The following is a 13000-nucleotide window of genomic DNA, read 5'->3' on the forward strand; positions in this document are numbered from 1 at the left end:
ACTGCTGGTGTGGCTCGTGGCGATGGTCGGCTCACTCATGACCTTGACCCTCAGGACCTGGGACCGCAGGACGCTTGTGGCGTCTTCGGGGTTTGGGCGCCGGGGGAAGAGGTTGCCAAACTCACCTATTTCGGGCTCTATGCCTTGCAGCACCGGGGGCAGGAGTCGGCGGGGATCGCGGTCAGTAACGGGAGTCAGATCCTCGTTTACAAGGACATGGGTCTCGTCAGCCAGGCGTTCGACGAGGCGACTCTTGCCTCACTCCGCGGGCATATCGCGATCGGGCACTGCCGGTACTCCACCACTGGGTCCAGTGTGTGGGCGAATGCACAGCCGACGTTCCGGTCCACGGCGACCGGGTCGATCGCGCTCGGGCACAACGGCAACCTGACGAACACGGGGGAGCTCGCCGCCAGTCTGAACGGCGGTGGTGATCTTGATCTCGGTCTGGATGCGGGCGTCGAGCACGCGAAGGCGAACGCGAAGCACTCGGCCTCCTCCGACACCGACATCCTGACGTCGATGCTGGCCGGTTACCCGGATCTCACCATCGAGCAGGCGGCCGCGAAGGTGCTGCCGAAGGTGAAGGGCGCTTTCAGCCTGATCTTCATGGACGAGAACACCCTGTACGCCGCTCGCGACCCGCAGGGCATTCGGCCGCTCGTGCTGGGCCGGATGGAGCGCGGTTGGGTGATCGCCAGTGAGACTGCGGCGCTCGACATCGTCGGCGCGAGTTTCGTTCGCGAGATCGAGCCGGGTGAGCTGGTCGCGGTCGACGCGGACGGGCTGCGGTCGCAGCGGTTCGCCCAGGCGGACCCGAAGGGCTGTCTGTTCGAGTTCGTGTATCTGGCCCGCCCGGACACGCAGATCTCCGGCCAGCGGATCCACTCCACTCGCGTGGAGATTGGTCGCCGCCTGGCCCGGCAGCACCCGGCCGAGGCCGATCTGGTCATCGCGACGCCGGAGTCCGGCGTACCGGGTGCGATCGGGTACGCCGAAGAGTCGGGCATCCCGTATGGGGCCGGCCTGGTCAAGAACGCGTATGTCGGCCGCACGTTCATCCAGCCGAGCCAGACGATCCGCCAGCTCGGGATCCGGCTGAAGCTGAATCCGTTGCGCGAGGTGATCGAGGGCAAGCGCCTGGTGGTCGTCGACGACACGATCGTCCGCGGCAACACCCAGCGCGCCGTGATCCGGATGCTGCGCGAGGCCGGGGCGAAGGAGATCCACGTCCGGATCACCGCCCCGCCGGTGAAGTGGCCCTGTTTCTACGGGATCGACTTCGCCAGCCGCGCGGAGCTGATCGCGAACGGGTTGAACACCGAGGAGATCTGCCGCTCGCTCGGCGCCGACTCGCTCGGGTACATCGACCTGGACACGCTGGTCGAGGCGACGAATCAGCCGAAGGATCAGCTGTGCCGGGCGTGTTTCGACGGTGTCTACCCGGTCGCGCTGCCCGACCCGGAGTATCTGGGCAAGCATCTGCTCGAGGTTCCGGTCACCGACGCGGACGGCCTGGCCGCCGTCGCCGGTGGTGGCGGTGCAGCCGACGCCCTCAGTCGCCCGTAAGGGTCGTCCGTACCAGCGCGTCGGCAAGGATCGACGTCGTACCGAGGAGAAGAACGTGAGCGAAGGCGCGAGCTACGCCGCCGCCGGAGTCGACATCGAGGCCGGTGACCGGGCTGTCGAGCTGATGAAGGAATGGGTGGCGAAGGCGACCCGTCCGGAGGTCGTCGGCGGTCTCGGCGGGTTCGCCGGGCTGTTCGACGCCAGCGCGCTGACGTCGTACCGGCGGCCGCTGCTGGCGACCTCGACCGACGGGATCGGGACGAAGGTCCAGATCGCGCAGCGGATGGACAAGCACGACACGATCGGGTTCGACCTGGTCGGGATGGTTGTCGACGACCTGGTGGTCTGCGGTGCCGAGCCGCTGTTCATGACCGACTACATCTGCACCGGCAAGGTGGTCCCGGAGACGATCGCGCAGATCGTGAAGGGCATCGCCGAGGCCTGTGTAGAAGCCGGTACGGCGCTCGTCGGCGGCGAGACCGCGGAACACCCGGGCCTGCTCGAGCCGGACGAGTACGACGTCGCCGGCGCATCGACCGGTGTGGTCGAGGCGGACGAGCTGCTCGGGGCGGAGCGGGTTCGCGCCGGGGACGTGGTCGTCGCGATGGCCTCGTCGGGTCTGCACTCGAACGGGTACTCCCTGGTCCGGCACGTGTTCTTCGACCGGGCCAAGTGGGCGCTCGACCGGGAGGTTCCGGAGCTCGGGACCACGCTCGGTGAGACGCTACTGACGCCGACCCGGGTCTACGCCAAGCACTGCCTGGAGCTGATCCGGGCGCTCAACAAGAACGACGCGACGCCGCTGCACGCGATGTCGCACATCACCGGCGGTGGATTCGCGGCGAACCTGGCCCGCGTGATCCCGTCGGAGCTCTCGGTCCGGATCGACCGGTCGACCTGGTCGCCGGCCCCGATCTTCGGCCTGGTCGGTCAGCTCGGTGCTGTCGAGCTGCTCGAGCTGGAGAAGACGCTGAACATGGGCGCGGGCATGGTCGCCGTACTCGATCAGTCGGCGGCCGACGCGGCGATCGCCGAACTGGCGGCACGCGACATCCCCGCCTGGGTCTGCGGCGAGGTCCTCGCCACGCCCGGCGGCTCGGTCACCCTCGAGGGCGACTACGCCAAGTAGGCACCCCGAAAACCGCGCCCGGACTTGCCGAGCGCGGTCAGAAGTACACGCAGAACCGCGACCGGCCTGAGCCGGGCGCGGTGGGTGCTTGCGCGCACACGTCCACCAAGCGGTCGCGCCAGGCGGTGCGGTGTGCTGCCTCAGCCCGCCGGCTTGAGCAGCACAACATCACCGCGTGGTGCTGGTGTGGTGGAACTACGTCGGACACACGGAGAACTACTCAGACACCCGTGGGGGCGCTGAGCAGCTCAGCCGGGCTGATGTTTACCGACGGGGATGGTAGTCGTCGGCGTCGCTGTCGTCGCCGTCGTTGTCACCGTTCGCAGAAGCGGTGCCGCTCTGATCTCCGCCGGCCAGCTCTCGTTTGAGCTGGTCCAGGTCGGTGTCCCAGGTGCGGTACTTCAGGTCGCGTGCGACCTTCGTCTGCTTGGCCTTTGCACGGCCGCGCCCCATAGCGTCGACCCCCTCGCACAAGTCAACCGGGTACGCTGCGTGGCGCCCACGGATCAGTCGTCAGTAATCGTGGTTCAAGGATACCCGGAGCTGGGGATCGACACACGCACCGGCCCCCTGGCGGACGCCGAAGAGGTCCGATCACCGTGCCGGCGGGGCGGCCCGGACCCCTCAGACCGGACCGCCCCGCCGCGTCTATCGGTGTTATTTGACCTCGCGGCGTGAGCTAAGCCACAGTCCGACGATCGTCGGCAGGACCACCCAGATGCCGATCGCGGTCAGGGTTTCCGGCAGCATTCCGTTCAGATTGCGCTCGGCGATCCGGCCGAAGGCGGAGAAGACGTCCAGCCAGTTCGCGTTGTCCTTGAACAGGGCCGGGCCGGCCAGCGACCAGGCGGTCGGGGCGATGAAGAAGACCAGGATCGCGACCGCGGTCTGGGCGATCACCGCACCGAAGGCGGCACCCATCACGACGTTCAGGGCCATGGTCAGGTAGGCGCCGGCGAGCAGTCCGCCCAGTCCGGCGTACGTCGCCGTGTGGTCGGTGACTCCGCCGGCGAGCGCCGTGAAGCCCAGCGCCAGGATGACGACACCGGTCATCACGACCGCGCTCAGGACCACGGCGGAGACGAACTTCGCCAGCTGGACCCGGACCCGGCGCGGCGACAGCGTGAAGGTGGTCAGCGCGGTCCGCTGGGTCCACTCCGACGTCATCGCCATCACGCCGATGACCGGCAGAATCAGCATCGCGCCGACCGTCCCGGCGCCGAGGAAGGCGTCGAAACCGACGGGACCCTCGGACAGGTGAGTGATCTGCCAGGTCATCGCGGCCAGCGCGATCAGCAGGATCGCCCCGATCAGGACCCGGCCGCTGCGCGTGTTCACGGACTTACGCAGCTCGATCGTGACGAGCTTCAAGAAGGATTGGCCGCGCGCGGGCGGCAGTGCCGTACCCGCTTGGGCCTTGTGCTTGGCCGGGGCGGCCGGCGCGGCTTCGGTCAGAGTGGTCATGGTGTGTGCTCCAGAAGTCTTCGGTAGGTGATCAGGCGGCCGCGGGGGTGGCGGTCAGCTGGAAGAACAGGTCTTCCAGGCCGGCACCGTCGCTCTCACGAAGTTCGATCAGGACCTGACCGGCCGCCGCGGCGGCGCGTCCGACCTGCTCGGCGGTGGCGTCGACCCGCAGCGAGCCGTCCAGGCCCGGCTCCACGCTCAGACCGGCTGCGGTCAGTGCCTGGTTCAGGCCGATCGGGTCGAGACCGCGGACCAGCGTGCCGGTCCCGGCGAGCAGCTCGTCGAGCGAACCGTCGGCGACGATCCGGCCGCCGCCGATGACGACCAGCCGGTCGACGGTCGCCTGGACCTCACCGAGCAGGTGGCTGGACAGGATCACGGTGCCGCCCCGCGAGGCGAAGTCCTGGAGCAACCCGCGCATCCAGCGGATGCCCTCGGGGTCCATGCCGTTCGCAGGCTCGTCGAGGATCAGTACGGCGGGGTCGCCGAGCAGCGCGTTCGCAATGCCGAGGCGCTGCCGCATGCCGAGTGAGTACTGACCGACGCGGCGCTTCGCGGCGTGCGTGAGGCCGACGGCCTCGAGCATCTCGTCCGCGCGGCTCTTCGGGACACCGAGCAGGCTCGCGCTCAGCGCCAGCGTCTCCCGGCCGGTGCGGCCGGCGTGCTGCGCGGCGGCGTCCAGCATGACTCCGACAACCCGGCCCGGGTTCGGGAGCTCGACGTACCGCTTGCCGGTGATGGTCGCCGTCCCGGACGAGGGCGGGGTGAGCCCGGTCAGCATCCGCAGCGTGGTGGACTTGCCGGCGCCGTTCGGGCCGAGGAAGCCGGTGATGCTCCCGGGCTGGACGGTGAAGGACACATCCTGGACAGCCGTGGTGCTGCCGTAGCGCTTGGTCAGGTTCTCGACGGTGATCATGACAACGAGTCAACCGTCCGGACCCCCTTCGCCACATCGGACGTCCGGCTGCAAACACCCCCTACCAAAGTCTGCGATCCGGGTCCGGAACCTAACCTGATGGGGGAGGGCTTCCCTGAGACCCCGCCACTACGCTGGGTGAATGCAACGTCTGCGCCGGTGGTACGCCTGGTGGCGCACGCATGCCCCGCGCATCCGCGACTTCCTCTATCTGTTCTTCGGCCTGCTGACCGTTGTCCTGCAAGCGAGCACCGATGGCACCGCGGGCTGGAACTTCAGGGGCTCGGTCGTCCTCACCGCCGGCATCGTTGCCTCGGTGGCGCTGCTCTGGCGCCGTCGCTTCCCGGTCACCGTCACGCTGATCGGCGTGGTCGCGATGCTCGTGGGCGGCATCTTCGTCCCGCTCGGTCTCGCCCTGCTGACACTCGCGATCCGGCGCCGTGATGTGGTCCTCGCGATCGTGACCATCCTCGGGTACGTCGCTCTGGTGCTCAACAGCAGTCTGACCGAAGACTCCTTCTGGGTCTCGGTGTTCACCGGGCCGTTCCTGATCGGGACGTGGGTCGCCATCGGAGCGTTCATCGGCGCCCGCCGCGACCTGGTCGCCTCCTGGCAGGATCGCGCCGAGCGGGCCGAGGCCGAGCGGGAACTGCGCGCCGAGCAGGCCCGGCTCGGTGAGCGGGCCCGCATCGCGCAGGAGATGCACGACGTACTGGCTCACAAGGTGTCGCTGATAGCGCTGCACGCCGGCGGGCTCGAGGTGAACCCGGCCGTCGGTCCGGAGAAGATCGAGGGTTCGGCCCGGCTGATCCGGGAGACGGCCCGGCAGGCGATGGAGGACCTTCGCGAGGTCCTCGGCGTACTGCGGACCGACACGAGCGTGGCCGGGGCCGACCTGGCGCCGGTACCGCAGGCGGCTGATCTGGAGCGGTTGGTGGCCGACTCGCGGGCAGCCGGGGTGACTGTGACCAGCGAGATCACGCTGGCGGCCGACGTACCGCTGTCGATCGGGCGGACCATCTACCGGATCGTCCAGGAGTCGTTGACGAATGTGCACAAGCACGCGCGTGGCGCCTCGACTGAGGTGCTGGTGTCCGGCGGGCGCGGCGAGGGCGTGACGGTGAGGGTGACGAACGTTCGGCCGGTCGCGGCTGATTCACTGCTCCCAGGCGCCGGGGCCGGATTGGTCGGTCTGCGCGAGCGCGTCGTGCTGGTTGGTGGCCGGCTCGCGACCGGTCCGACGGAGGTTGGCGGCTGGCGGGTCGAGGGCTGGTTGCCATGGCCGATCAGCCGGGAGAGCGAGACTGTCACACCAGTGGGTGTGGATGAAGGGAAGCGATGACACGGCTGCTGATCGTGGACGACGAAGCGCTGGTCCGAGCCGGGTTGAAGATGATCCTGGAGTCCGACAGTGAGCTCGAGGTGGTGGCCGAAGCCGAGGACGGCGCGGATGCTGCCGCGATGGTGACCAAGCACCGGCCGGACGTCGTCCTGATGGACATCCGGATGCCGCGGCTGGACGGGCTGGCCGCGACCCGAGCGGTGCAGGCGCTGCCGGATCCGCCGAAGGTCGTCGTACTGACGACGTTCGATCTGGACGACTACGTGTTCCGGGCGCTGCAGGCTGGGGCGAGCGGGTTCCTGTTGAAGGACACGCCGCCGCGTGAGCTGGTGCAGGCGATCAAGGTGGTCGCAGCCGGGGACGCGATGCTGTCGCCGGCGGTGACGCGGCGGCTGATCGGCCATTACGCCAAGGACTCCCGGGCCGACCGGCGCCGGGTTGGGCAGGAGCGCGTCAGCAAGCTCACCGAGCGGGAGCGCGAGGTGCTGGTCGAGGTCGGCAGTGGGCTGCCGAACGCCGATATCGGCAAGAAGCTGTTCATGAGCGAGGCCACGGTGAAGGCGCATGTCTCCCGGCTGCTGGTGAAACTGGCGGCCACCAACCGGGTCCAGGCGGCGATCATCGCCTACGAGGCCGGGCTGCTCACGGACGACTAAAACAAAGAGAAACCGGCCGGGGGATCGTCGGAGGGGTGGGGGTCGACGATCCCGCGGCCGGTCTCAGTGGTCAGCGTGCCCGGGGGGATGGGCCGCTGACGGGGAAGGATCAGACGCGGCCGAAGGCCACGCTCTTGGTCCAGATCTTGCCCTTGCCGATCCGGGTACCCGGCTTCGACGCGTGCCAGAGCAGGTTGCCACCGGCGTAGACACCGACGTGGTAGACGCTGCCGCCACCGTTCTTGAAGAAGACCAGGTCACCCGGCTTGGCGGCCGAGCGGCTGATGTGCTTCGTCGCGGTGTACTGCTGACGCGAGGTGCGCGGCATCTTCTTGCCGGCTGCCTTGTACACGTAGCCGGTGTAGCCGGAGCAGTCGAAGCCGCGCTTCGACGTGCCGCCGTAGCGGTACGGCGTGCCCTTGAGCTTCGCGGCTTCCTTCAGCACCTTGTCGCGGAACAGCTGCGCCTTGACGCCACCCTTGTTGCCGTAGAGCACCTTGTGCTTGGCGGCCCAGGTGAGGCGACCCCAGGTCGCGTGGTCGGTGGTGCCGCTGACCTTGATCCCCCAGGACAGCTGGAACTTGCGCAGTGCCACCACGGTGGTGTTGCCGTAGTAGCCGTCCGGACCCAGCCGCAGTGCGCGCTGGACGAACTTCACGGTCGGGCCGGAGTCACCCTTGCGCAGCAGCGGGCGGCTCTTGATCGGCTGGTGACCGCGGACCTGGGCCGGGGTCAGAGCCTTGGCCGAGGCGGTGGTCGGAGCGGCAGCGATGCTGACCAGGGCGCCGCCGCTGACGGCGAGACCCACGGACAGTACGGCGGCCGCGGCCCGCGGAGCTGCGGACCGGGAAGGCTTGCGGTGCTTGGCGGTGGTCCGAATGGCGGCGGACTCGGTATGGCTGACGGCGCGCGAAAGCGACGTCCGTCGGGCAGTGACGGGCATGGTTGTCTCCCGACGCCTACGGAGTTAGCTGTCGGGTTCGGGCTGGGAAATCTTGCCCGGTCCGCTCCCGCGGACTTCACCCCAGGGATTCGACCACTCACGGTCGAACCCCAACCTCCTGGGTCCCCCACCTCTGCCATTGGTTGTTCGAGGGGAGCGCAGGTGCCTGGCAGAGCTCGGCGTGACACCTGTGCAGTTCGTGTTGTTTACCGAACCGCCGACGACTGTATAACAGAACGATCACGACGCAAACCCTCGAATCGACAGAGACCCTCCTAAAAGGCCCTCAGAGGCTCTCTGACGGATCAGGGAGTCGGGGTGAACATCTGGTGTCCTGAGCGCGTCTGAGCGGGGCGGAGGCGCCAAATGAGGGCTTCGATGTGAGCTGGGTCACACTTCGTGGTCGCTGTCTGTGACAACGGGCACAGTGCGTACTCAGGGCCGCCTCAGTTCCTTGCAAATTCAGCTAGTTGCGAGCAGGGCCTGGAAGCGGTCCAGACCGATGTTCCCGCCGCTCAGCACGACTCCGACGCGCTCGGGCAACCCCTGGATCCGCCCGGCCAGCAGGGCGGCCAGCGCGCTCGCCCCACTCGGCTCGAGGACGATCTTCAGCCGTTCGAACGCGAACGTCATCGCGGCCAGGATCTCGTCGTCGGTGACGAGTTCGAAGGCCTCCACCAACTGGCGGTTGATCGCGAACGTGAGCTCGCCCGGAGTCGAGATCGCCTGACCGTCGGCAATCGTCCGCGGTACGTCGATCGTCACCCGCTCCCCGGCCGCCAGGGACCGGGCGTGGTCGTCGCCCGCGGCCGGTTCGATGCCGATCATCCGGATCCCCGGCGACAGCGCCGTGGCTGCGGTCGCGCAGCCGGCCATCAGCCCGCCGCCGCCGACCGGGACCACCAGTGCGCCGAGCTGGCCGACCTCCTCGATCAGCTCCAGTGCAACCGTCCCCTGCCCGGCCATCACGTCGTAGTGGTCGTACGGCGGGATCAGCGTCATCCCGCGGTCAGCGACCAGCTCCATCGCCAGTGCGGCCCGGTCCTGCGTGTAGCGGTCGTAGTGGACCACCTCAGCGCCGTACCCCTTGGTTGCCGCGATCTTCGTCGGCGGTGCATCGGCGGGCATCAGGTTAGTCGCCTTCGTACCGGCCAGCCGTGCGGCCAGCGCCACGGCCTGTGCGTGGTTCCCCGATGAGTAGGCCACGACGCCGCGCTCGAGCTCGTCTGGGGAGAGCCGGCTGATCGCGTTGAAGGCGCCGCGGAACTTGAAGGCCCCGATCCGCTGGAAGTTCTCCGCCTTCAGGAACACCTGTGCCCCGACCTGCTCATCCAGGGTCCGGGACGTGAGCACCGGCGTACGGTGTGCGACGCCCGCGATCCGGCTCGCGGCGGCCTGGACATCTGTGAGACTCAGCTCAGCCATGGGGTGACGCTATCGCGATGTCAAAGTGGTGCGGTCGGCTCCGTACTCATCACCGAGAGGGCCCGGGCCGGGTCCGCAGCTGAAGGAGACGCCCGTGAAGTACCTAGTGGTCCTGAACATCAATCCCGACGTGCTGTCCGCGCTGAGCGAGGCCGAGCAGCAGGCCATCTTCTCCGGGCACGAGAAGTTCATGGCGACGATCCAGGAGTCCGGCGAATTCCACAGTACGGTCGCGCTGGCCGAGCCGGCCAAGAGCTCGGTCGTGAAGGTCCGGGACGGCGTACCGGCCGTGACGGACGGGCCGTTCCTGGAGGCCAAGGAGTTTCTGGCCGGCTACTACCTGATCGACGTCGCCAGCCTGGAGCGTGCTCAGGAGCTGGCCGCGATGATTCCGGATGCCGGCATCGAGGGCCTCGGCGTCGAGGTCCGGCCGGTGATTCACGAGGTCGGGCTGTAGGAAAAGATCAAGGGGGTTCCGTTGGGAACCCCCTTGTTTTCTTGACGTTTCAGTCGGTCTGGTCGTCAAGGTTCGCGTCGGCCGCGTTCTTCTTGATCGACTCGATCCCGTTCAGCGCGCCGGCCTTGGTCTCGTAGCTCTCGCTGCTGGTCGCGATCACCTCGCCGTTCCCGGCCTTCAGCCGGAACCGGAACTCGCCGGACTTGTCCTTGTAGAGTTCGAACTTCGCCGCCATCGGTATACCTCCACCTGGATTGGTATCACTCCGTTGGCGAGCGTAGCGCCGTCAGCCCGCCGGTACCTCCCGCACCACGCCGGGCGGTCCGTCCCAGCCGGGCCACGGCCCAGGCGCCGTACCGTCGGCGTCCGGCCGCTCCTCCTCCACCGTCTTGTACGGCGTCAGCCCGCGCGCCTTGTAGTTCGCCAGCGCGGCCGGGCCGTCCAGGGTGTTCGTATTCACCCAGACGCGAGTGATTGGGGCGACGCCTTCGTGGCGCTCGTTCAGCGTCCACGCCTGGCGCAGCCCGACCGTCAGCAGGTGTCCGCCGATTCCGCGGCCGATGAAGCTCCGCAGCAGGCCGAAGTTCTCGATCTCGACCTCACTGCCCACTCCGCGCAGGGCGACGTACCCGGCCGGTACTCCGCCGACCCACGGCACGTAGGTCTCGAAACCGGGTCTGCTCAGCCACTCCACCCACTGGTCCCAGTTCCAGCCGAGTTTGCCGATCCAGTGCCAGTGGCCGCCGACCGCGGTGTAGAAGTAGCGAGCGAACTCCGGGGAGACCTCCTCGACCGCTCTGACCTCTACTGGCTGTTCCTTCGCCGGACGGATCTCTTCTGGACTGTGCATCTCCAGATAGGTCAGGACGCTGAGAGCCAAGCTGCTACTCCTTGTTCAGTACGCCGCAGATACCGGCCACGACCAGGTCGATCCCCAGGTCGTAGTACCGATCGCTCGACGCCGGGCAGACCAGAGTGTCGGCCGCTGCGGTCACCAACGGGTATTTGTGCGGTGACAGCGCACCGAGCGCGGCACGCTTCACCCGCAACGAATCCTCGCGCTGCACCGGGTCACTGACCTCGCGCGTGATCGGATCGGTGGTCACCAGGCTGATCAGCGAGCAGACCGACTGCCGCCCGACTTCCGCCGCGTCGTCGATGTCGAAGCCACCTGCGGTGAGGATCTCCATGAGTCGCTCGGAGATCTGGAGGCCGTCCTCGGAGACGAGCATCCGGCGCAGCGTCAGGTCAGCCAGCCGCGGGTGTGCGCGCAGAGCCTGCACGAACGCCCTCAGTGCCGCGTGGAGCTGCTTGTCCCAGGGCTCATCGGTCGGCTCGGGCAGCACGACGCTCGCGATCAAGCGGTCACCCAGGGCGGCCAGCAGGTCGTCCTTGTCCTTGAAGTGCCGGTACAACGCCATCGGCGTGACGCCGTGCAGCTGAGCCAGCCGCCGCAGCGTGACGGCCGCCGGACCTTCGTCGTCGGCGATGGCCAGCGCGCTGTCGACAACCTTCTGCGGATCCAGGCGGCGAGGCGTCTCCTTGGTGATCACGTTGACAAGTTTACACCGTAGACCTACCGTCTACCACGTACGCATACAGCGTATACATACGGCGTAGACTTAGTGAGGTCGGAATGCGACGCAGTCCCTGGGCCACCCTGGCGGTCCTGGCCCTCGCCCAATTCATCGTGGTGCTCGACGTGACGATCGTGAACGTCGCGCTGCCGGACATCCAGGCGGACCTGAACTTCTCCGCCGACTCCCTGCAGTGGGTGATCAACGCCTACACGCTGCTCTTCGGCGGCTTCCTGCTCCTCGGCGGCCGGATGGCCGACCTGCTCGGTGCACGCCGGGTCTTCGTCGGCGGCCTGGTCCTCTTCGGCATCACCTCGCTGGTGGCCGGCCTGTCCACCTCACCCGAGTTCCTGATCGGGGCCCGCGCCGTACAAGGTCTTGGCGGAGCGCTGCTGTCGCCTGCTGCGCTGGCGATTCTCACCATGACCTTCGCGCACGGACGTGAGCGCAACATCGCCATGGGTGTCTGGGGCGGCCTGGCGGGTCTCGGTGGCACGCTCGGAGTGGTCGCGGGCGGCGTACTGGTCGATTCACTCAGCTGGCAGTGGGTCTTCTTCGTCAACGTGCCCATCGTGATCGCACTGATCGCATTGATCCCGGTCTTCGTGCCGGACGTGCGTCACCACGTCGGTGCGCGCACCTTCGACACCCTGGGCGCACTACTCGGTACGGCGGGACTCATGTCGATCGTGTACGGCGTTGTGCGGTCGGAGCCCCGTGGATGGGGATCGGCGGAGGTCATCGGCGTACTGACTGCCGGAGTGGCGCTGATGGTCGCCTTCGTGTTCGTCGAACGGCGGTCCGCGGCTCCGCTCGTCCCGATGCGGCTCTTCCGGTCCCGAGCGTTGAGCGTGTCCGGCGCATCACTGTCGCTCAACGGCGCTGCATTTCTCTCCATGTTCTTCCTGACCGCTATCTACCTGCAGCAGGTCCGAGGGGACAGCGCACTCGAGGCGGGCGTGCACTTCCTGCCCATGGGCGGTGCCGCGATCGTTGGCGCCGTACTGGCCTCTCAGTTGGTACAGCGAATCGGCACGCGGACCGTCCAGCTCGCCGGAGCCGTTCTGAGCGTCGGTGCGTTGCTCTGGCTCTCACAGGCGGACGCCACTGGCAGCTACGCGACCGAGCTCCTGCCCGGCCTCATCCTGTTCGGCTTCGGCATCATCGGCGTCGGAGTCCCCGGCCAGATCACCGCAGTCTCCGAAGTACGCCCAGCCGAAGCCGGTGCAGCCTCCGGCGTAGTCAACGCCATGTACCAGGTAGGCGGCGCGCTAGGCCTAGCCATAGTCACCACTCTGTCAATCAGCCACACCACCTCCGAGCTGACCCACGGCGCCACCCAGCAACACGCCCTCGAAGCAGGCTTCGAACGCGGCCTCCTGGTAGCCGCCCTCTTCTCACTAGCCAACGTCCTCCTCACCCTGGCCGCCCCCCAACTCCAACCCACCGCCGACCAACTAACCGAAGCAACAGCCGCCGCCTAACAGCATCACGAACGCCTCGGCACCTCGCACGCCGAGGC

The 13000-nt window shown here is 67.9% G+C and carries 14 protein-coding genes and 1 riboswitch; of the genes, 6 read left to right on the plus strand and 8 right to left on the minus strand.

Annotation, left to right across the window (positions count from 1 at the left end; genetic code table 11):
- Nucleotides 1-9 precede the first annotated feature (9 nt).
- Nucleotides 10-1569, plus strand: coding sequence for an amidophosphoribosyltransferase (gene purF / locus ACFCV3_RS07520; RefSeq protein WP_376027172.1), 1560 nt, complete (start codon nt 10-12; stop codon nt 1567-1569).
- Nucleotides 1570-1624: 55 nt separating this feature from the next.
- Nucleotides 1625-2698 carry a phosphoribosylformylglycinamidine cyclo-ligase gene (gene purM, locus ACFCV3_RS07525; protein ID WP_376028705.1) on the plus strand — a complete coding sequence of 358 codons (1074 nt, stop codon included), beginning with the start codon at nt 1625-1627 and terminating at the stop codon, nt 2696-2698.
- A 264-nt stretch (nt 2699-2962) separates the two neighbouring features.
- On the opposite strand, the gene ACFCV3_RS07530 is transcribed toward purM, so the two are convergent.
- From ACFCV3_RS07530 to ACFCV3_RS07540, 3 genes are all read right to left on the minus strand, one after another.
- Nucleotides 2963-3151: a DUF3073 domain-containing protein gene (locus ACFCV3_RS07530; protein ID WP_344153070.1), complete on the minus strand. Its 189-nt coding sequence runs from the start codon at nt 3149-3151 to the stop codon at nt 2963-2965.
- Nucleotides 3152-3355: 204 nt separating this feature from the next.
- On the minus strand, nt 3356-4162 hold the full coding sequence (locus ACFCV3_RS07535) for an ABC transporter permease (RefSeq protein WP_376027173.1): 807 nt from the start codon (nt 4160-4162) through the stop codon (nt 3356-3358).
- Nucleotides 4163-4193: 31 nt separating this feature from the next.
- Nucleotides 4194-5078, minus strand: a complete 885-nt coding sequence (locus ACFCV3_RS07540; protein WP_376027175.1) for an ABC transporter ATP-binding protein — start codon at nt 5076-5078, stop codon at nt 4194-4196.
- 142 nt (nt 5079-5220) lie between these two features.
- Here ACFCV3_RS07540 and ACFCV3_RS07545 point away from each other — a divergent pair, with 142 nt between their 5' ends.
- A complete protein-coding gene (locus ACFCV3_RS07545) occupies nt 5221-6420 on the plus strand; it encodes a sensor histidine kinase (protein ID WP_376027178.1) in 1200 nt (399 codons plus the stop codon).
- Nucleotides 6417-7076 carry a response regulator gene (locus ACFCV3_RS07550; RefSeq protein WP_376027181.1) on the plus strand — a complete coding sequence of 220 codons (660 nt, stop codon included), beginning with the start codon at nt 6417-6419 and terminating at the stop codon, nt 7074-7076. The genes ACFCV3_RS07545 and ACFCV3_RS07550 overlap by 4 nt, the downstream gene beginning before the upstream one ends.
- Nucleotides 7077-7185: 109 nt before the next feature.
- Here the strand turns inward: ACFCV3_RS07550 and ACFCV3_RS07555 are convergent, their stop codons facing one another.
- Nucleotides 7186-8019, minus strand: a complete 834-nt coding sequence (locus ACFCV3_RS07555) for a C40 family peptidase (protein WP_376027184.1) — start codon at nt 8017-8019, stop codon at nt 7186-7188.
- Nucleotides 8019-8211: riboswitch (cyclic di-AMP (ydaO/yuaA leader) on the minus strand. Its footprint overlaps the gene before it by 1 nt.
- A 270-nt stretch (nt 8212-8481) precedes the next feature.
- Nucleotides 8482-9444: a pyridoxal-phosphate dependent enzyme gene (locus ACFCV3_RS07560; RefSeq protein ID WP_376027186.1), complete on the minus strand. Its 963-nt coding sequence runs from the start codon at nt 9442-9444 to the stop codon at nt 8482-8484.
- A gap of 94 nt (nt 9445-9538) precedes the next feature.
- Here ACFCV3_RS07560 and ACFCV3_RS07565 point away from each other — a divergent pair, with 94 nt between their 5' ends.
- Nucleotides 9539-9901 carry a YciI family protein gene (locus ACFCV3_RS07565; protein ID WP_376027188.1) on the plus strand — a complete coding sequence of 121 codons (363 nt, stop codon included), beginning with the start codon at nt 9539-9541 and terminating at the stop codon, nt 9899-9901.
- A gap of 49 nt (nt 9902-9950) precedes the next feature.
- On the opposite strand, the gene ACFCV3_RS07570 is transcribed toward ACFCV3_RS07565, so the two are convergent.
- Genes ACFCV3_RS07570 through ACFCV3_RS07580 form a run of 3 tightly spaced genes read right to left on the minus strand, consistent with a single transcriptional unit; the run spans nt 9951 to nt 11454 of the window.
- Nucleotides 9951-10136: a YegP family protein gene (locus ACFCV3_RS07570; protein WP_344153093.1), complete on the minus strand. Its 186-nt coding sequence runs from the start codon at nt 10134-10136 to the stop codon at nt 9951-9953.
- Between the two features lie 51 nt (nt 10137-10187).
- Nucleotides 10188-10781 (minus strand): GNAT family N-acetyltransferase, encoded by a 594-nt coding sequence (locus ACFCV3_RS07575; protein ID WP_376027191.1) that lies wholly within the window; start codon nt 10779-10781, stop codon nt 10188-10190.
- A 4-nt stretch (nt 10782-10785) separates the two neighbouring features.
- On the minus strand, nt 10786-11454 hold the full coding sequence (locus ACFCV3_RS07580; RefSeq protein ID WP_376027193.1) for a TetR/AcrR family transcriptional regulator: 669 nt from the start codon (nt 11452-11454) through the stop codon (nt 10786-10788).
- An 83-nt stretch (nt 11455-11537) separates the two neighbouring features.
- Between ACFCV3_RS07580 and ACFCV3_RS07585 the strand changes: the two genes are divergently transcribed.
- Nucleotides 11538-12962 (plus strand): DHA2 family efflux MFS transporter permease subunit, encoded by a 1425-nt coding sequence (locus ACFCV3_RS07585; RefSeq protein WP_376027195.1) that lies wholly within the window; start codon nt 11538-11540, stop codon nt 12960-12962.
- The last annotated feature ends 38 nt before the right edge of the window (nt 12963-13000 follow it).

Origin of the sequence: Kribbella sp. NPDC056345, assembly GCF_042262745.1 — a bacterium.
Lineage (GTDB): Bacteria > Actinomycetota > Actinomycetes > Propionibacteriales > Kribbellaceae > Kribbella.